The 18,411-nt window shown below is 72.7% G+C and carries 12 protein-coding genes; 6 read left to right on the forward strand and 6 right to left on the reverse strand.

Annotated features, from left to right (window positions below):
- Positions 1 to 89 precede the first annotated feature (89 nt).
- Genes SLV14N_RS15260 through SLV14N_RS15270 form a run of 3 tightly spaced genes read right to left on the reverse strand, consistent with a single transcriptional unit; the run spans position 90 to position 4,938 of the window.
- Positions 90 to 1,349: a VWA domain-containing protein gene (locus SLV14N_RS15260; RefSeq protein ID WP_263269661.1), complete on the reverse strand. Its 1,260-nt coding sequence runs from the start codon at positions 1,347 to 1,349 to the stop codon at positions 90 to 92.
- Positions 1,346 to 3,787, reverse strand: coding sequence for a DUF5682 family protein (locus SLV14N_RS15265; RefSeq protein WP_263269662.1), 2,442 nt, complete (start codon positions 3,785 to 3,787; stop codon positions 1,346 to 1,348). The genes SLV14N_RS15260 and SLV14N_RS15265 overlap by 4 nt, the downstream gene beginning before the upstream one ends.
- Complete coding sequence (locus SLV14N_RS15270) at positions 3,784 to 4,938, reverse strand: AAA family ATPase (RefSeq protein WP_259670309.1); 1,155 nt, start codon at positions 4,936 to 4,938, stop codon at positions 3,784 to 3,786. The genes SLV14N_RS15265 and SLV14N_RS15270 overlap by 4 nt, the downstream gene beginning before the upstream one ends.
- 167 nt (positions 4,939 to 5,105) lie before the next feature.
- Between SLV14N_RS15270 and SLV14N_RS15275 the strand changes: the two genes are divergently transcribed.
- Positions 5,106 to 6,467: an SWIM zinc finger family protein gene (locus tag SLV14N_RS15275; protein ID WP_263269663.1), complete on the forward strand. Its 1,362-nt coding sequence runs from the start codon at positions 5,106 to 5,108 to the stop codon at positions 6,465 to 6,467.
- Between the two features lie 67 nt (positions 6,468 to 6,534).
- Positions 6,535 to 8,283 carry a DUF5691 domain-containing protein gene (locus SLV14N_RS15280; RefSeq protein WP_263269664.1) on the forward strand — a complete coding sequence of 583 codons (1,749 nt, stop codon included), beginning with the start codon at positions 6,535 to 6,537 and terminating at the stop codon, positions 8,281 to 8,283.
- A 140-nt stretch (positions 8,284 to 8,423) separates the two neighbouring features.
- On the opposite strand, the gene SLV14N_RS15285 is transcribed toward SLV14N_RS15280, so the two are convergent.
- A complete protein-coding gene (locus SLV14N_RS15285; protein ID WP_208681384.1) occupies positions 8,424 to 8,882 on the reverse strand; it encodes a cobalamin B12-binding domain-containing protein in 459 nt (152 codons plus the stop codon).
- 371 nt (positions 8,883 to 9,253) lie between these two features.
- On the opposite strand from SLV14N_RS15285, the gene SLV14N_RS15290 reads away from it, so the two are divergent.
- Both SLV14N_RS15290 and SLV14N_RS15295 read left to right on the forward strand, forming a co-directional pair.
- On the forward strand, positions 9,254 to 10,186 hold the full coding sequence (locus tag SLV14N_RS15290) for a triacylglycerol lipase (RefSeq protein ID WP_208681385.1): 933 nt from the start codon (positions 9,254 to 9,256) through the stop codon (positions 10,184 to 10,186).
- Positions 10,187 to 10,421: 235 nt separating this feature from the next.
- Positions 10,422 to 12,176, forward strand: coding sequence for a M23 family metallopeptidase (locus SLV14N_RS15295; RefSeq protein ID WP_263269666.1), 1,755 nt, complete (start codon positions 10,422 to 10,424; stop codon positions 12,174 to 12,176).
- 99 nt (positions 12,177 to 12,275) lie between these two features.
- Here SLV14N_RS15295 and pcrA read toward each other — a convergent pair whose 3' ends face one another.
- Positions 12,276 to 14,756: a DNA helicase PcrA gene (pcrA, locus tag SLV14N_RS15300; RefSeq protein ID WP_263269668.1), complete on the reverse strand. Its 2,481-nt coding sequence runs from the start codon at positions 14,754 to 14,756 to the stop codon at positions 12,276 to 12,278.
- 514 nt (positions 14,757 to 15,270) lie between these two features.
- Here pcrA and SLV14N_RS15305 point away from each other — a divergent pair.
- On the forward strand, positions 15,271 to 16,422 hold the full coding sequence (locus SLV14N_RS15305) for a C40 family peptidase (RefSeq protein ID WP_263269669.1): 1,152 nt from the start codon (positions 15,271 to 15,273) through the stop codon (positions 16,420 to 16,422).
- Positions 16,423 to 16,543: 121 nt separating this feature from the next.
- On the opposite strand, the gene SLV14N_RS15310 is transcribed toward SLV14N_RS15305, so the two are convergent.
- A complete protein-coding gene (locus SLV14N_RS15310; protein ID WP_263269671.1) occupies positions 16,544 to 16,897 on the reverse strand; it encodes a hypothetical protein in 354 nt (117 codons plus the stop codon).
- Positions 16,898 to 17,222: 325 nt separating this feature from the next.
- On the opposite strand from SLV14N_RS15310, the gene SLV14N_RS15315 reads away from it, so the two are divergent.
- Positions 17,223 to 18,362 carry an NlpC/P60 family protein gene (locus tag SLV14N_RS15315; protein WP_263269673.1) on the forward strand — a complete coding sequence of 380 codons (1,140 nt, stop codon included), beginning with the start codon at positions 17,223 to 17,225 and terminating at the stop codon, positions 18,360 to 18,362.
- The last annotated feature ends 49 nt before the right edge of the window (positions 18,363 to 18,411 follow it).

Raw genomic sequence — 18,411 nt, forward strand, 5'->3', positions numbered from 1 at the left:
TCGGTGTCACGCGCGTCGCGGGCGATCGAGCGATGAGCAGATACTTGCATGAGAAACCAGGTGCCACGCAAGTCCCCCGGGGGTACCTGTCACCGTTGCTCCGCCATGTCCGGTATGGGCAGCGGCCGTTTCTCGATGGCGGCCGCCATCACGTCCGGGAACAGGTCGGGAGTGCAGGCGAACGCCGGTGCGCCCAGGGCCGCGAGGGCCGCGGCGTGCTCACGGTCGTAGGCGGGCGCCCCCTCGTCGGACAGTGCGAGCAGGGTCACGAACTGCACTCCGGACGCCTTCATCGCGGCGACCCGCTTGAGCATCTCGTCCCGGATGCCGCCCTCGTAGAGGTCGCTGATGAGGACGACGACGGTGTCGGCGGGGCGGGTGATGCGGGACTGGCAGTAGGCGAGCGCGCGGTTGATGTCCGTGCCGCCGCCGAGCTGGGTGCCGAAGAGGACATCGACCGGGTCGTCGAGTTGGTCCGTCAGATCGACCACCGAGGTGTCGAAGACGACCAGCCGGGTGTCGAGGGTCCGCATGGAGGCCAGCACCGCGCCGAACACCGAGGCATAGACGACCGAGGCGGCCATCGAACCGGACTGGTCGATGCAGAGCACCACGTCCTTCTTCACCGACTGCGCGGCGCGGCCGTAGCCGATCAGCCGCTCGGGCACGACCGTGCGGTACTCGGGGAGGTAGTTCTTGAGGTTCGCCCGGATCGTGCGGTCCCAGTCGATGTCGCGGTGGCGCGGCCGGCTGATCCGCGCGGAGCGGTCCAGTGCGCCGGTGAGGGTGGCGCGGGTGCGCTGCGCCAGCTTCTTCTCCAGCTGTTCGACGACCTTGCGGACGACGGCGCGGGCGGTCTCCTTGGTCGTCTCCGGCATGACCTTGTTGAGCGACAGCAGGGTGCCCACGAGATGCACATCCGCCTCGACGGCCTCCAGCATCTCCGGCTCCAGCAGCAGCGCGGACAGCCCCAGCCGGTCGATGGCATCCCGCTGCATCACCTGCACCACGGACGACGGGAAGTACGTACGGATGTCGCCGAGCCAGCGCGCCACCCCGGGCGCCGAGGCCCCGAGCCCCGCCGAACGCCGGCCGCCGTCGGCCCCCTTGCCGCGGCCCGTCTCCCGTCCGTAGAGCGAGGCCAGCGCGCCGTCCATCGCGGCGTCCCGGCCTCTGAGCGCACACCCCGTCCCGTCCGCGCCGCCGCCCCCGAGCACCAGCCGCCAGCGGCGCAGCCGTTCGGCCTCGGAGGTGGGGGCGGCCGGAGCGGCGGCCGGGTCCTCGGCCGTGGCCGTTGCCGGGGTGGTGGCCGCGGTCACGGCCGTCGGGTCCGGTGTCGTGGTCGTCATGTCCGTGCTCCCGTGAGGTCGTCGGCCGGTCGGGGCGATTCCGGTGGGTCGTCGCCGAAGCCGTGCTGTCCGATGCCCAGCAGCATGCGGAGGGTGGGGAGGACGGCCGCGGCACGGTCGCGGTCCAGGCCGGGGCCGAAGCCGGGCACGGCCGCGTCCGGGGCGTCGCCGGCCGGGTGGCGGGATGCCGTCGCGGGGCCGCGGCGGACCAGCTCCCCGAGGGTGCGCCGCACTCCGGACTCGTACTCCGCGAAGGTGCGGCGCAGCAGCGGGAGTACGTCGGTGAACGCGGCGTCCGGCACACCGGTCAGCCAGCCGTCGACCAGCGCCAGCAGCCGTTCGTCATGGACCAGCAGCATGCCGCCGTCCCCGCCGCCGACGAATCCCTCGATCCATCCGGCGGCATCGGTGGGCGGGGTGCCCGGCGAGAGGGCGAGCCCCATCAGCCGCTCCGCTCCCCCGTCGCCCAACTCGCCGTCGTCCAGCAGAAGCCGGGTGGCACGGCCGCGGAGCAGGCCCGGCACGGTGTCCCGTTCGCTGACCGCCCGCAGTACTCCGGCCCAGCGGGTCCGCAGCCCGTCCTCTCCGGGCCGGCGCTCGGTCTCCGGCCGGCCGAGCAGGCCGACGGCCTGGTGGGTGGCGTCGAGATGGCCGCGCATTTCGGCGGCACCGTCGGCGTCCAGCCCCGGGCAGGCCGGTGGCAGTCCGACGAAGACCCGCTCGGCCAGGCCGGTGGCCACCTCGCGGAGCGCCACGGCGTCCGTGCCGCGCACATCGCCGTAGCGCACGGACCGTACGAGGGCGGGCAGCGCCTGGGCGAGATGGCCCACGTCCGCGTCCAGCGCCGCACGGTCCGACAGCGCCTGCATCACCACCGGGAGGGCGTCGGGGAGTTCGGCGAGCAGACAGCGCTCGGCGAGCGCCGTGACCTCGGCGAGACCGGCCGCCCCGGCGGCCTCGGACGCGGCCTTGGCGGTGGCCGCCGAGAGCACGGTCGTGCCCCAGATCCCGGCCTCCGCGACCCGTACGGAGAGCTCCGGCTCCCAGCGCAGCCGCCAGGTCTCCCGGAAGGTGCCCGTGCTGCCGCGGGAGCGGGTGGGCTCGCCCCAGGGGATGCCGAGCAGCCGCAGCCGGTGCAGCAGCCGGCTGCGCCCGGCGTCGGTCTCCTTGCGCAGATCCAGCTCCAACTCCCGTTCCAGCACCTCCGGTTTGAGCCGAAGCGTCCGCTGGCCGCGGGCGATGTCCCGTTGCAGCGGCACCGCGGGGGCGTCCTCAGGGACCTCGCCCAGCACCTCCCCGACCACCAGCCGGTCGTGGATCAGCGAGAACGGGGCATCGGTGCCGTCCCCCATGACGGCGCGCACCGCGTCGTCCAGCTCCGTCAGCCCGGCCAGCGGGCGGCCGCGTACCGTCGCCAGCCCCTCGGCGAGCCGCACCGCTTCGATGACATGCGCCGACGAGACGGCGTAGTCCTCCTCCCGGAGCAGCCCGGCGACCTTGGTCAGCCAGCGTTCGACGGGGCGGTCGGGGGCGCTGAAGAGATGGCCGTACCAGCCGGGTGAGGCGATACCGGCGCCGTAACCGCTGCGGCGGGAGAGCCGCCGGTGCGTCCAGGGCACCCAGGTCACCGCCGCCTTCACCTTCGGCAGGCCCTTGAGCAGCTGCCGGTCGGCGGTCATGGTGGTGCGCTGTGCCAGGGCGGGTACGTGCCAGGCCCCGCACACCACGGCGAGGTCGTCCCCGAACTCCCGTCGCGCGGCCCGCAGCCGGAGCCGCATATGGGCCTCGCGCACCGGATCACGGTCATGGCCGCCGTCACCGTAGGTCTCGCGCAGCGCCGCCATCGCCTCGGCCAGCGCCGCGAACGGCGCCAGCGCGTCCGCACCGGCTCCCCCGCCTCCGCGGTGCTCGACCACGTCCTCCCACCAGCGCTCCGGGTCGTCGTAACCGGCCGTCTCTGCCAGCACCCCGATCGGATCGATCCGCACCTCGGCGGCGGCCCCCTGCTCGCCGGTCTCCTGCTCACCGCCCTCCTGCTCACCGGTCTCCTCGTCCGCCGTCTCCCCGTCGTCTCCCCCCGCCAGGGAGTGCGCCGCGGGCAGATCGATGAAGCGGACGGGGACGCCGTGCTCCAGCGCCCAGCGCATCGCCACCCACTCCGGGGAGAACTCGGCCAGCGGCCAGAACGCGGCGCGGCCGGGGTCGTCCTGCGCATGGGCGAGCAGCGCGACGGGCGGCCGCATCTCCTCATGGGCGGCCAGCGGCACCAGTTCGTCCGCCTCCGGGGGCCCCTCGATCAGGACCGCTGCCGGGGTGCACTGCTCCAGGGCGGCGCGCACCGCCCGTGCCGAGCCGGGGCCGTGATGGCGCACTCCGAGCAGCACCGGCCCGCACCTGCCGGGCCTGCTGTCCGTTGTCCGCTCGTCACGCCCGCTCATGCGCTCACCTCACGGCAAGCGCGGTAGAAGTCCTTCCAGCCGTCGCGCTCGCGCACCACGGTCTCCAGATACTCCTGCCATACGACCCGGTCGGCCGCGGGGTCGCGGACCACGGCGCCCAGGATGCCCGCGGCCACGTCGCCGGAGCGCAGGACGCCGTCCCCGAAGTGGGTGGCCAGCGCCAGGCCGTTCGTCACCACGGAGATGGCCTCGGCCGTGGAGAGGGTGCCGGACGGCGACTTGAGCTTGGTACGGCCGTCGGTGGTGAGGCCGGACCGCAGCTCACGGAAGACCGTGACGACCCGGCGGATCTCGTCCAGGCCCTCCGGTCCGGCCGGGAGATCCAGCGAGCGCCCGATCTGCTCGACCCGGCGCGAGACGATGTCCACCTCCTCGTCCGGGGTCGCGGGCAGCGGCAGCACGACGGTGTTGAAGCGGCGGCGCAGCGCGCTGGAGAGTTCGTTGACCCCGCGGTCGCGGTCGTTGGCGGTGGCGATCAGATTGAAACCGCGGACCGCCTGCACCTCCTGCCCCAACTCCGGGATCGGCAGGGTCTTTTCCGACAGGACCGTGATGAGCGTGTCCTGTACGTCGGCGGGGATGCGGGTCAGCTCCTCGACCCGCGCGGTCATGCCCTGCGCCATCGCGCGCATCACCGGGCTGGGCACCAGCGCCTCGCGGCTGGGGCCGTGCGCGAGCAGCTGGGCGTAGTTCCAGCCGTAGCGGATCGCCTCTTCGGGGGTGCCGGCGGTGCCCTGCACCAGGAGGGTGGAATCACCGCTGACGGCCGCCGCCAGATGCTCGGACACCCAGGTCTTCGCGGTGCCGGGCACGCCCAGCAGGAGCAGCGCGCGGTCCGTCGCGAGGGTCGTCACGGCGACCTCGACGATCCGGCGCGGGCCGACATATTTGGGTGTGATGACCGTGCCGTCCGCGAGCGTGCCGCCGAGGAGGTAGGTCGCGACCGCCCACGGCGAGAGCCGCCAGCGCTCCGGCCGGGGCCGGTCGTCGGCCGCGGCGAGAGCCGCCAGCTCCGCCGCGAAACTGTCCTCGGCATGCGGCCGCAGCGCCTCGCCGCCCGCGGCTTCCGGCGCCGTCCCGGCCGTCTGATGGATCTGCTCGTCCGTCGTCGTGAGGCTCTTCCCGGACATGGTTCCCCCTCGTCGCAAGGTGTGCGGCCGGCACCCCGAACTCGCTGCGGCCGCTTGCGGAATCAACCCTGCACCAAGCCACTGACAATCGCCCGGAAACCGGCCCTGACCTGCCCGTTCATCGCGTCCGACGGCGATTGTCAGTGGTGCGCCGTAGCGTCGAAGACATGAATCCGCAGGGGGAACGCTGGACGACGGATCAGGTGCTCGCACTGGCGCCTGACGAGGCATCACGCAAAGCGGGCGGCAAGCTCGCGGCGTCCGGGCCGTGGTCGGAAACGGGCGCGGACGAGGGCGCGGTGTGGGGGCAGTGCAAGGGCAGCGGCAAGAAGCCGTATCAGACGGTCGTGGACATCAAAGGCCCGGCCTTCAAGTGCAGTTGCCCGAGCCGTAAGTTTCCGTGCAAGCACGCGCTGGGGCTGCTGCTGCTCTGGGCGGGTGACGGCGGGGAGGTGGCGGCCGGGGAACCGTCCGCCTGGGCGGGCGAGTGGCTGACCGGACGCCGGGGGCGGGCCGAGCGGCAGGCGGGCGCGCCCTCGGGCGCGGCCGCCCCGCCGCGGGCGCCCGCGGATCCGGAGGCCGCCAAGCGGCGGGCGGAGCGCCGGATGCAGCGGATCGGCGCCGGTGCCACGGAGCTGGAACAGCGGCTGGAGGATCTGCTGCAGTCCGGGCTGGCCTCGGCCGAGAACGGGACGGGATCCTGGGACGAGACGGCGGCCCGTATGGTCGACGCCCAGGCGCCCGGACTCGCCTCACGCGTACGGGAGTTGTCGTCCGTGGTGGCGTCCGGCCCGGACTGGCCGGCGCGGCTGCTGGAGGAATGCGCGCTGCTGCACCTCCTCGACCAGGGGTTCCTCGGTATCGAGCGGCTGCCGGGTCCGCTCGCGGCGACGGTCCGCTCGCGCGTCGGGCTGACCACGGAGGCGGCGGACCTGCTGACCGGCCCCGATGCGGCGACGGTCCGGGACCGTTGGCTGGTGCTCGCCCAACAGGACAGCGACGACGGCAAGTTGATCACCCGCAGAATCTTCCTGCGGGGCGAGCGGACCGGCCGGATGGCGCTGCACCTCTCCTTCGGCGGCTCTCCCGGCCGCCCCCTGGACCTGGCGCTGCCGCCCGGTCTGGTGCTCGACGCGGACCTCGCCTACTACCCGGGCGCCCGCCCGCTGCGTGCCACTCTCGGCGAGCGGCACGCCCCGGCGGCTCCCGGACCGGTTCCCCCCGGCGGAGGCATCGATGCCGCCCTGGCCGCGTACGGCGACGCGCTGCGCGACGACCCGTGGCTGGATTCCTGGCCGGTGGTGCTCACCGATGTCACACCGATACCGAGCCACGACGGAAGGGGCTGGCAACTGGCCGACGCGGACGGGGAGTCGGCGCTCCCACTGGACCCGCGCTGCCTCGGCCGTACGAGCCTGTGGCAGCTGGCCGCCATATCGGGCGGGGCACCGGTCACGGTCTTCGGCGAATGCGGCCACCGCGGCTTTCTGCCGCTGACCGTCTGGGACCCCGCCCCGGTGTCCCTGTGACCCGCGCCCCGGCCGCGACGCCCCGGCCCCCACGGACGCCGTCCACCACCGATGCCTGGAGGAAGGCATGACGCGCACCACCACCCCCACCTCGCCCGCCGCGCCCACCCCGACCGCCCCCGCCCCCTGGTCCGACCTCGTGAGCGCCGCGCTGCTCGGGACCGAGCGGCGGACACCGCCGGTGGCGGCGCGGCCGGGACAGGCCGCCGCGGCCGCGCTGCTGGACGCGGCCGCGGTGAGCACGGTGCGCCGGCGCGCCGCGCTGCGCCCCGCACCTGCCGGTGAGCGGCCCGCCCCGGCCCCGGCCGACCCGCGGCCCCCGCTGCCGCCCGCGGCGCGCCGCCGGCTGTCCCTGCTGCTCGCCGACCGCGGCGGCAGCGGAGGCGGCAGCCGCCGGGGCGCGGCCCCCGACCTCACCGAGCTGCTGCCCCAGTGGCTGGCCGCCGCAGGCACGTACGGCTACCGCGCCCCGGAGGCCCTGCTGCCCGCGCTGCTCGACGCCGCCCGCGCCCGTACGGATCTGCGGCCCGCCGCGCTCGCCCTGGCGGGGCCGCGTGCCCTGTGGCTGGCCCGGCTCAACGACGAGTGGAAGTTCGCCCTCCGGGGGACCGGCAGCCCGTCCGCGCTCCCCGGGGACGACGATCCCGAGGCCGTACGGCGCCGGTGGGAGGAGGGCCTGTTCGCGGAGCGGGTCGCCCTGCTGACCGCCCTGCGCCGCCAGGACCCGCCGGCGGGCCTGGCGCTGCTGACCACGACCTGGTCCACGGAGCGGGCCGAAGACCGCCTGATGTTCCTCGACTCGCTGCGCGAGGACCTCTCAACGGCCGATGAGCCCTTCCTCGAACAGGCCCTGTCCGACCGCAGCCGCAACGTCCGCGCCACGGCCGCCGAGCTGCTCTCCGCGCTTCCCGGCTCCGCGCTCGCGGCCCGTATGGCACAGCGGGCCCACACCTGCATCGGCCTGGACCGGACGGCCGGCGCACCGGTGATCGCGGTGGAGGCGCCCCATGAGTGCGACATGGGGATGCAGCGGGACGGCGTGGCACCCAAACCGCCCTCCGGACGGGGGGAACGGTCCTGGTGGCTGAGCCAGTTGGTGGAGGCGACACCACTGGACGGCTGGCACGCCCGCTTCGGGGGCCGTGACGCGGCGGCGATCGTCGCGCTGCCGGTGGGCGACGACTGGCGTACGGAGCTGCACGATGCCTGGTGCCGCGCCGCCGTGCGCCAGCGCAACGCCGACTGGGCGCGGGCACTGCTGGGTGCGCCGGCCGCACCGTCCCAGGCCGCCGAGGTCACACCGGCCGGCTCGTCACGGGATCTGACGAAGCTGCTGACCATCCTCCCCGAGGACGAACGGGCCCGGTGGGTCGCGGAGTTCATCGCGGCACACGGCCTGTCGGAGGCCTTCCGGATGCTCGGCGTATGTGCGGTGCCCTGGGCCGAGCCGCTCGGCGGAGCGGTGGTCGACGCCCTGGACATCGCCCGGGACGCGGGCAGCTATCCCTGGAGCTTCAGCGGGGTGATGGGCCTGGCCGAGCGCTGTCTGGACCCGGCCGCCGCGGACCGTCTCGACATGCTCACGGCCGTCACGGACGAGCCGGAAGGCGCCTCCCCGGGCTCCGGCGGCTACTGGTCCGAGGCCTTCCAACGCCTGGTCGGCACCCTGCGCCTGCGCGCCACGATGCACAGGGAATTCACCGCGCCCACCGGCGACACCACCGGCCCCGGCCCAGACCTCGGCACCGCCGCCGCAGCCACCACACCCGGCGGTGCCACACCCGACGGTGCCACGCCAGGGCCCCGCGTGCCATGACCACTCACGCCAAGACAGCGCACACGGGGGCTGCGCCCACCGGGGCCTGCCGTGCCAGGGCCTGCCGGGCCGGGGCCCGACCCCGGCCCACCCCCGGGCCCGGCCGCCCGGCCGGGCCGCGCCACCGGCTCCGCGGTGCCTCAGACCGCCAGCGAGCGGACGTTCTCGTTGACCCACTCCACGATCGAGGCGGTCGTGGCGCCCGGCGTGAAGATCTCCGCCACGCCCTGCGCCTTGAGCGGGGCGATGTCCGCCTCGGGGATGATGCCGCCGCCGAAGACCTTGATGTCCGCCGCGTCCCGCTCCTCCAGCAGGGCGATGACCTTCGCGAAGAGGGTGTTGTGCGCCCCGGAGAGGATGGACAGCCCGATCGCGTCGGCGTCCTCCTGGATCGCGGTGTCGACGATCTGCTCCGGGGTCTGGTGCAGCCCGGTGTAGATCACCTCCATACCGGCGTCGCGCAGCGCCCGCGCGATGACCTTGGCGCCCCGGTCGTGCCCGTCCAGGCCCGGCTTGGCCACCACCACACGGATCGGCCCCGACCTGCCCGCCGCGCCCTGGCTCCCCGCTTGCGCTCCGTCATGCCGAGCCACACTCATCACTGCCTCCAAGCCATGCACGGCACTGTGGTGCCGCCGAGCCGACAATCGATCGCGCGACCGCGATCCGGCGGCCACGAGCGTGAACGAACGTTATCGCCAGCATCCCGTACCCAGCCGTTTCGTGACATCCGGGGAGGGGGAAATCACACATGGGACACGTTCGCTACGCGCCGCGTCCCGCGTGTCGTGCCGCCGGAGCCGGGCGGCACAGGCCGCGGGCCAGGCGCACGGGGAGCCACAGCCGGGCCACCGGGCGCCGGGCACGCAGCAGTGCGAGTCGCCGCATGCCCGCCATCACCGCCCAGGGCTTCCCACGAGGGCATACGGGGGTCGACGCCGCCTCCCGCATGCCATCCGGGAGGTCGGCCATGCAGGCCCTGCCCTTTCTCTCCGCACCCCTTCTGATCGCGCGCCTCGTTTCCACGCCACTGCGGTGCGTGCGCCTGCTCCCCACCCGCGCCTCGTCGCTCCCCCTGCGCAGCACGGTCGTGGACCTCGCGGTCCTCGCCGGCCATCTCCTCCTCTATCCGACCGGCATCTCCCAGGAACGCCCCTTGCCACGGCCCGCGCCCCACCCCGCAGCCGAGCCCCCGGAAGGGTTCACGGCGCCGGAGACCCCGCAGCCCGCCCCCGGCGCGCCCACGATGCTGCCGACCGAGGGCCGGGCCCATCCGCCGGTCCTCCTGCTCCATGGCTTCATCGACAACCGCTCCGTCTTCCTGCTGCTGCGCCGCTCGCTGCACCGGCACGGCTGGCGCCATGTAGAGGCGCTCAACTACTCCCCGCTGACCTGCGATCTCCGTAAGGCCGCCGAGCTGCTCAGCCGCCATGTGGAGGAGGTCTGTGCCCGGACCGGCCATCGCCGGGTGGACCTCGTGGGCCACAGCCTCGGCGGGCTCATCGCCCGCTATTACGTACAGCGGCTCGGCGGCGACACCCGCGTCCGTACGGTGATCACGCTCGGCACCCCGCACTCCGGCACCCGTATCGCGCCCCTGATGTCGGCGCACCCCCTCGTCCGCCAGATGCGCCCCGATTCCGAGGTGATAGCGGAGTTGTCGCGGCCGGCGCCGAATTGCCGTACGCAATTCGTCGCTTTCTGGAGCGAGGAGGATCAGGTGATGGTTCCGGCCACAACAGCGAGAATCAGTCACCCTGATTTGATCGCGTACAACGTGCATGTCGCCGGTGTCGGACACCTCGCCCTGCCGGTCAATGGCGCCGTAGCAGCCGGAATACGGGAAGCACTGACCTCGGCGGAAACCGCGCAAGGAGCCGCGGACGCCATTTCGGTGGCCTGACAACGCCCCGCACGCACCCCACGGGGCGCCGCAGTGACGTCGTACCGGCGACATGATCTTGACCAGAAGTCGAACAAACTTCGAACGGGGCGCCAAGAGCTCGCATGGGGACTCCCGAAAGGCGGCCAAATGCCCGATCTGGCCTAGCCCAAAACCAGTTGAAGATTGTCGCCGTCGCGTACCGCCGGGTACAGTCGCCGCTAATTCTCCTGCTGCCGAGGCGAAAGAGAAGTTGGTGAACGACCGTCACCCCTCGGGGGCCCAGCCTCCGACCGGCTCTGCTTCCGACGCCTCGTATGCGCACTATCCCGCCTACGACTCCTACGGACAGCAGGCCTCGACCGGCAACGCCGAATACGGCGACGGTGATCCCCTCTTCGGCTCGCTCCCCGGCTCGTACGAGACCGGTATGTACGACACCGGCACCTACGGGATGTACGACACCGGCACGCACGGCACGGCGGACGCCTACGGCATGAGCGCCTACGGCACCGGCACCTACAGCACCGAGGCCTACGACACGGGGACGTACCCGGCGGGCGACGGCTATGCCACCGGCGCGTACGACACCGGCACCTATGCCACGACACAGTGGGACACCGGCGGCTGGGACACCGGCGCCTATGCCGTCGCCGATCCGCACGCGGCCACCCCGGGCTACGACCCGTACGCACACACCACCTACGACGCCCCGGCGCACGACGCGACCGCGTACACCTCGTCCGGGTACGAGACGGCGGGTTACGAAGCCACCGCGTACGGCCACGGCGGCTTCGACAGCGGCTTCGACACCGGGAGCTACCCCACCGGCGCGTACGACACCGGCAGTTATGCCACCGGCGCGTACGAGACCGCCGATGCCTTCGACGCCTTCGGCCGGCAGGCCACCGCGGTCGAGGAGACCGCGAGCTTCGAGGCCACCGCGATCTGGTCGACCACCGACCAGGACCTGATCGCCGGTATCCCGGCGCAGGCCGGACCGCCCCCGACCGACACGATCCAGTGGGACAGCGCCACTTGGGACGAGGCCGGGCACTTCGACACCGCCGGCCCCGACGCCGGCCGGCCCGGGAGCGACCCGTACGACACCGGCCGGGCCGGGGCCGACGACGGCTCCCCCCGCGACGCCGAGGACTACAGCGAGGCCGCGGCCGTGGCGGACGCCATGACGCAGGCCATGCCGATCACCCCCGCGGCCCCCGCCCCCGCCGGCCGGCGGGTCACCGGGCCGGACGCCGGGAAGGCCGTCCGCGGCCGGGGCCGGCGGCGGACGGCGAAGCGGTCGGCGCTGCTGACCGTCGCGGTGCCCTCGGTCGCCGCCCTGGGCGTGTGCGCCGTGGCCACCGCGGCCGTCGCCGATTTCGGCGGGGACGACAAGGCCGATGCGACCGCCCAGGCCGCGCCCGATGCCGCGGCCGTCAAGCCGTCCGCGGCCAACAACAAGCTCGACACCCAGCTCGCCGGACTCAGCGCCAGCGCGGATGACTTCCGCGACCGCGCCAGCCGCACCCAGGAGCGGATCGACCTCAAGGAGCGCCAGGAGCTGGAGCGTCAGCGCAAGGCGAAGGAGGCGGCCCGCAAGGAGGCGATGCGGCCCAAGTTCATGCTGCCGGTCAAGGAGCATGGGCTGAGCGCCCAGTTCGGCCAGGCCGGGGTCAACTGGATGTCGCTGCACACCGGTATCGACTTCCCGGTCAGCTACGGCACCCCGGTCATGTCCGCCACCGACGGCACCGTACGCACCCAGTGGAACTCCGCCTACGGCAACATGGCGATCGTGACGGCGGCCGACGGCACGGAGACGTGGTACTGCCACCTCAGCAGCACCAAGATCCGTTCCGGGTCGGTCAAGGCCGGTGACCAGATTGCCTATTCGGGCAACTCCGGCAATTCCACCGGACCGCATCTGCACTTCGAGGTGCGTCCCGGCGGCGGCGCGGCGGTCGACCCGCTGCCCTGGCTGCAGGACCACGGCCTCGACCCGAACTGACCGCGACCCCGGCTCCGGCTCCGTTGAAGCCCCCAGGGCACGGCCCCGGGGGCTTCCGGCTTCCGGCTTCCGGCTTCCGGCTTCCGGTACAGCCTTCCCTTACAGCTTCTCCACCGGCGCATACCGCAGCAGCAGCCGCTTGGGCTTCTCGCCGCCGAAGTCGATGGTCGCCTCGGCGTTGTCGCCGCTGCCCTTGACGCCGACGACCGTGCCGAGGCCGAAGCTGTCGTGCGTGACGCGGTCGCCGACGGCCAGCGAGACCACCGGGCGGTCCTGGGAGCGGCGGGTCGCAAAGCCGCTGGGGCCCTTGGCGCGCGACGACGACAGCGAGGAGCTGAAGCCGCCTCCGCCGCCTGCCGAGAGTCCGCCCATGGACGCGGACGGCGTCGCCGGGCCCGTCCGCTTCCACTCCACGAAGTCGTCCGGGATCTCCTCCAGGAACCGGGAGGGCGGGTTGTACGAGGGCTGGCCCCAGGCGCTGCGCATCGTGGAGCGGGTGACATAGAGCCGCTCGCGGGCGCGGGTGATGCCGACATAGGCCAGCCGGCGCTCCTCCTCCAGCTCCTTGGTCTGGCCCAGCGAGCGCATGTGCGGGAAGACGCCGTCCTCCATGCCGGTCAGGAAGACCACCGGGAACTCCAGGCCCTTGGCGGTGTGCAGCGTCATGAGGGTGATCACGCCGCTGCCCTCCTCGTCCTCGTCCGGGATCTGGTCGGAGTCGGCGACCAGCGCGACCTGTTCCAGGAAGTCGGAGAGGGTGCCCGGGTTGTCTTCGCCGCGGTCCTGCTCGAATTCCAGGGCGACGGCCGCGAGTTCCTGGAGGTTCTCGATCCGGGTCTCGTCCTGGGGGTCCGTGGAGGCCTGGAGTTCGGCGAGGTAGCCCGTGCGCTCCAGGACCGCCTCCAGGATGGTGGCGGGGCCGGCGCCGGACTCGACGATCGTCCGCAGCTCCTCCATGAGGACGTTGAAGCGCTTGACGGCGTTGGCGGAGCGGGCCGCCATGCCGTAGGCGTCGTCGACCCGGCGCAGCGCCTGCGGGAAGGTGATCTTCTCGCGCGCCGACAGGGCATCGATCATCGCCTCGGCACGGTCGCCGATACCGCGCTTGGGGACGTTCAGGATGCGGCGCAGCGGGACGGTGTCCTCGGGGTTGGCGAGCACCCGCAGATAGGCGAGGACATCGCGGACCTCCTTGCGCTCGTAGAAGCGCACTCCGCCGATGACCTTGTAGGGCAGCCCGACCCGGATGAAGATCTCTTCGAAGACCCGGGACTGGGCGTTGGTGCGGTAGAAGACCGCGACGTCGCCGGCCTTGGCGTCCTTGGCGTCCGTCAGCCGGTCGATCTCGTCGGCGACGAACTGGGCCTCGTCGTGCTCGGTGTCGGCGACATAGCCGGTGATCTTTGGGCCGGTGCCGGCGTCCGTCCAGAGGTTCTTGGGGCGGCGGTTCTCGTTGCGCTCGATGACGGCGTTGGCGGCGGACAGGATCGTCTGCGACGAGCGGTAGTTCTGCTCCAGCAGGATCGTGGTCGCGTCCGGGTAGTCCTCCTCGAACTGGAGGATGTTGCGGATCGTGGCGCCGCGGAAGGCGTAGATCGACTGGTCGGCGTCACCGACGACGCAGAGCTCCGCGGCGGATTCGGCGGGGCCGACCAGTTCGCGTACGAGGGTGTACTGGGCGTGGTTGGTGTCCTGGTACTCGTCGACGAGGACATGGCGGAAGCGGCGGCGGTAGTGCTCGGCGACATCCGGGAAGGCCTGGAGCAGATTGACCGTCGTCATGATGATGTCGTCGAAGTCCAGGGCGTTGGCCTCGCGCAGCCGTGCCTGGTACATCGTGTACGCCTCGGCCAGGGTCTTCTCGAAACCTCCCCCAGACTCCGTCTGGGAGGTGCCCCCAGCCGCCGTCCCGGCGAAGGTCTCCTCGTCGATGAGCTCGTTCTTGAGGTTGGAGATCTTCGCGCTGAAGGACTTGGGCGGGTAGCGCTTGGGGTCCAGATCCAGATCGCGGCAGACCAGGGCCATCAGGCGCTTGGAATCGGCGGCGTCGTAGATCGAGAAGGACGAGGTGAAGCCGAGCTTCTTGGACTCGCGGCGCAGGATGCGGACACAGGCGCTGTGGAAGGTGGAGACCCACATGGCGTTCGCGCGCGGGCCGACCAGCTCCTCGACGCGCTCCTTCATCTCACCGGCGGCCTTGTTGGTGAACGTGATCGCGAGGATCTGGCCGGGGTGGACATGGCGCTCGGCGAGCAGATGCGCGATGCGGTGGGTCAGCACCCGGGTCTTGCCGGAGCCGGCGCCGGCGACGATCAGCAGCGGGCCGCCGGTGTGCACCACGGCCGCCTTCTGCTCGTCGTTGAGCCCCTCCAGCAGCGCCGCGGCGTCGACGGGCGGGCGGGCGGCGCCGTCGCGGTAGTACGACTCCCTGGGGGCGGGCGCGTCGAACCTCCCGCCGAAGAGGTCGGCGGGGATCTCCTCCGGGGCCGGGCCGTGCTCGTCCTCGGGAGGCGGTGGGTGCTCCTCCTCGCCCTTGTGGCCGAGGTCCGCCAGGAAGCTGTCGTCAAAGAGGCTGCTCATCGCCCACCGAGTCTAGGCCGCCGCACTGACAGTCCGCCGCGGAGTAGCGGATTGCGGGCCGTCTGCGGGGCGGGCCGTGGCACCGCGGCAGGTCAGACCGCCGGAAAGCGCCGCCGGCCGGCGGCTCCTCGTCTACCCGAATCCGACATCTGGCACCACAACACCCGCATCGCGTTCAGGTCACGAAAAGGTTTCGGGCATATCGAACATCAGCCTTCACAGGAGCCACACGAGTTGGCTAACGTCCTCGCTCAGGCAGCCCGCCTCCCCGTGGACGACAGCGTCCGCACGGGCCGCCACGCCGAGTCCGGCACTGCCCTCAGGCACCCGGAGCCGGGGACCCACCAGCACCACCGGGGTGAATCGATCCGTACGGCCGTCGCCAGTGGACGTCCGGACCGTAGGGCAAGCCTTCCGTCAGCGACACCGCCCGAACCCTCCCCCAGTGCCTGAACGGCCTGGGAGGTACCCCCATCGCAACCCGGTAGGCGGTCCACGGAAGGAGTTGCCGGCCTTGGCGTCGCATCGCAAGCCGCGCACCAGCGTTCTCGCCTCACCCGGAGGCCGTCGTACGGCGGCCGGACTCACCACCGCCGCCCTCGCCTCGGTCACCCTGCTCTCGCAGTCCGCCGAGGCGGCCCCCAGGGCGCCCAAGCCCAGCATCGAAGAGGTCAAGCAGAAGGTCGACGGCCTCTACCACCAGGCCGAGGTGGCCACCCAGAAGTACAACGCCGTCAAGGAGCGCGCCGACGAGCAGCGCGACACCGTGGACGGTCTGCTCGACGCCGCCGCCCAGCGCGCCGAGAAGATGAACCAGTCCCGGCGCCTGCTGGGCACCTTCGCCTCGGCGCAGTACCGCACCGGCGGCATGAACCCGACGGCGCAGCTGATGCTGGCCAAGGACCCGCAGCAGTTCGTCGACCGCAACCACCTCATGGAGCGGCTGTCCGGCCGGCAGAAGCAGGCCGTCACCGACTACCAGGAGCAGCAGGCGAAGGCGGCCCGGCAGCGTGCCGAGGCGACCCGCAGCCTGGAGCGGCTGCAGACGTCGCAGGCCTCCCTCAAGGAGTCCAAGCGCTCCGTCCAGGACAAGCTGGCCGAGGCCCGTCAGCTGCTGTCCCGGCTGACCGCCCAGGAGAAGGCGCGGCTGGCGGAGCTGGAGCGCCAGAAGGAAGAGGCGGCCAAGCGCCGGGCCGCGGAGGAGGCGCGCAAGCAGCAGGAGCGGGAGCGCCAGCGGCAGCAGGACGGCGACGGCCCGTCCGACGGCCGGACCGGCGGCGGCTCGACCGACGGCGGCTCCACCGGTGACTCGTCCTCCGCCAAGGGCGAAAAGGCGCTCGCCTTCGCCCGCGCCCAGATCGGCAAGCCGTATGTCTGGGGCGCCACCGGCCCCGCTTCCTACGACTGCTCGGGGCTGACGCAGGCGGCGTGGAAGGCGGTGGGCGTCGACCTGCCGCGGACCACCTGGGACCAGGTCAAGATCGGCCAGCGGGTGGCCACCAAGGATCTGCAGCCCGGTGACCTGGTCTTCTTCTATGACGACATCAGCCACGTCGGCATGTACATAGGCAACGGGAAGATGGTCCACGCTCCGAAGCCGGGCGCCAACGTCCGGGAGGAGTCGATCTACTACATGCCGATTTACGGGAGCGTCCGCCCGGACTGAGGCCCGGCCCGCTCCCCCACAAGACCACCCCCCACGGTCACCCCCCACACGCCACCGCGCGGTCCTCGCCTCCGGAGCCGGAGTGCGAGGACCGCGCGGTGTGCCGTGGTGGGGACGTGCGTCAGGTCCAGAGCACCGCGATGAAGACGTTGGCCACCGTCAGCCCGCCGACCGCGGCGAAGAGCGGCTTGTCGACCGTCTCGTCGTCCCGCTTGACGTAGACCAGCGCCAGGATCACCACCAGAACGGCCATCTTGATGCCGATCTTGATGTTGTTGACGGGGTGGTCCTGGGCCTGGTTGAGGCCGACCAGCACGATGCCGGTGACCAGCATCGTCAGCGCGCCGTGCAGCATGGCCGGCACGAAGCGGGCGGTGCCCGCGCTCATCGCCTTCATCTGGGTCAGAAAGCCGCCCAGCAGGGAGGCGATGCCGATGATGTGCAGGCCGACGAAGATATTGGTTACTACGTCCATAGTGCTGGATCGTAGCCGCCGTATAGCACGGCCCTTCGGGCAGGGCGCCCACTATCGCCGCTTCGGTCAGGCCAGACCGGTCCCGGCCGTAGGGCCATGGCGCCGCGGTCACCCGCGTACCTGCCGTGGTCGAAAGCGAACAATGCCGGGCAAGGGGACTCACCGCCGTGACATCCAGGCTTAGCGTCCTCCCTCAGGCGGCCGACTCCCCGCCTCGCCGGCCCCCCCACCGGCGTTCCGTCGGCCGTCCCCGCCGAGAGGTGCGGCGGCGGTCCGTTGCCCCCGTGACGGACCGCCGCCGGGCCCACGGCTCGAAGGGAAGGAAGTGACGGCCACCGTGGCCTCGCACCGCAAGCCCCGGCAGCATCCGCTCGCCGCGCTCACCGGCGGTGGCTCGCGCAGCGCGCGCACCGCCCGTACGGCCGCCACCCTGGCGCTGGCCGGCGCCGCCACCGCCACCGCCACCGGCTTCGAGGGCACCGCCCAGGCCGCACACCGGCCCACCCCCGCCCAGGTCAAGGACCGGGTCGACGCGCTGTACCAGGAGGCAGAGGTGGCCACGCAGAACTACAACGGTGCGAAGGAATCCGCCGACACCGCACGCGAGGAACTGAGCAGGCTGCAGGACGAGGCCGCCCGCAGGACCCGGAAGCTGAACGCCGCCCGCACCGAACTGGGCACCCTGGCCGCGAGCCAGTACCGCTCCGGCGGCGTCGACCCGGCCGTACGGCTGCTGCTGTCCGCGGACCCGCAGCGCTATCTGGACGGCGCCGCGGTGCTGGAGCGTACGGGCAGCCACCAGGCGACCGCGGTGGCCGGTTATGCGCGCCGGCTCGGCAGCGTACGGCAGGTCCGGCAGCGGGCCGAGGAGACCGTGGAGCGGCTGGCGGACACCGAGGCCAAGCTGAAGAAGCACCGGGTCACCGTCGTGCACAAGCTGGGCGCCGCCGAGGAGTTGCTCCACCGGCTGACCGCGGAGCAGCGGCAGCGGATGGCGGCCCGGGACGGGTCGCGGAGCGGGCCGGGGCAGGGCCGCACGGACCGGGGGGACGGCCGCGGGGACGGCCCCGCCGGGATTCCCGGTGGCGCGGGCGCCGCCGCGGCACAGGCTCCCAGCCCCCGTGCCGCCCGTGCCGTCGCCTTCGCCTACAGCGCCCTCGGCAAGCCCTACGTCTGGGGCGCGACCGGCCCGGCCGCCTACGACTGCTCGGGGCTGACCCAGGCCGCCTGGAAGGCCGGCGGGGTCGCGCTGCCCCGTACGACCTACACCCAGATCAGCTCCGGGCCGCGGGTCAGCAGGTCCCAACTCGCCCCCGGTGACCTGGTGTTCTTCTACTCGGGCATCAGTCATGTGGGGCTCTACGTCGGGAACGGCCAGATGATCCACGCACCGCATCCGGGGGCGCCGGTACGGATCGCACCGATCGACCAGATGCCGTTCGCGGCGGCGACCCGGCCGGCGTAGGGCTCCCCACCACGAGGCATGCGCGCCGCACCATGGCCCGATTGCCGCC

The organism is Streptomyces sp. Je 1-4 4N24, assembly GCF_026239515.1.
Taxonomy (GTDB): Bacteria; Actinomycetota; Actinomycetes; order Streptomycetales; family Streptomycetaceae; genus Streptomyces; species Streptomyces nigrescens.

Excerpts from the sequence above, each read along its gene's own strand:
- SLV14N_RS15310 (WP_263269671.1), bottom strand. The coding sequence starts at position 16,897 with ATGGACGTAGTAACCAATATCTTCGTCGGCCTGCACATCATCGGCATC.
- pcrA (WP_263269668.1), bottom strand. The coding sequence starts at position 14,756 with ATGAGCAGCCTCTTTGACGACAGCTTCCTGGCGGACCTCGGCCACAAG.
- SLV14N_RS15260 (WP_263269661.1), bottom strand. The coding sequence starts at position 1,349 with ATGACGACCACGACACCGGACCCGACGGCCGTGACCGCGGCCACCACC.
- SLV14N_RS15270 (WP_259670309.1), bottom strand. The coding sequence starts at position 4,938 with ATGTCCGGGAAGAGCCTCACGACGACGGACGAGCAGATCCATCAGACG.
- SLV14N_RS15275 (WP_263269663.1), top strand. The coding sequence starts at position 5,106 with ATGAATCCGCAGGGGGAACGCTGGACGACGGATCAGGTGCTCGCACTG.
- SLV14N_RS15280 (WP_263269664.1), top strand. The coding sequence starts at position 6,535 with ATGACGCGCACCACCACCCCCACCTCGCCCGCCGCGCCCACCCCGACC.
- SLV14N_RS15285 (WP_208681384.1), bottom strand. The coding sequence starts at position 8,882 with ATGAGTGTGGCTCGGCATGACGGAGCGCAAGCGGGGAGCCAGGGCGCG.
- SLV14N_RS15290 (WP_208681385.1), top strand. The coding sequence starts at position 9,254 with ATGCAGGCCCTGCCCTTTCTCTCCGCACCCCTTCTGATCGCGCGCCTC.
- SLV14N_RS15265 (WP_263269662.1), bottom strand. The coding sequence starts at position 3,787 with ATGAGCGGGCGTGACGAGCGGACAACGGACAGCAGGCCCGGCAGGTGC.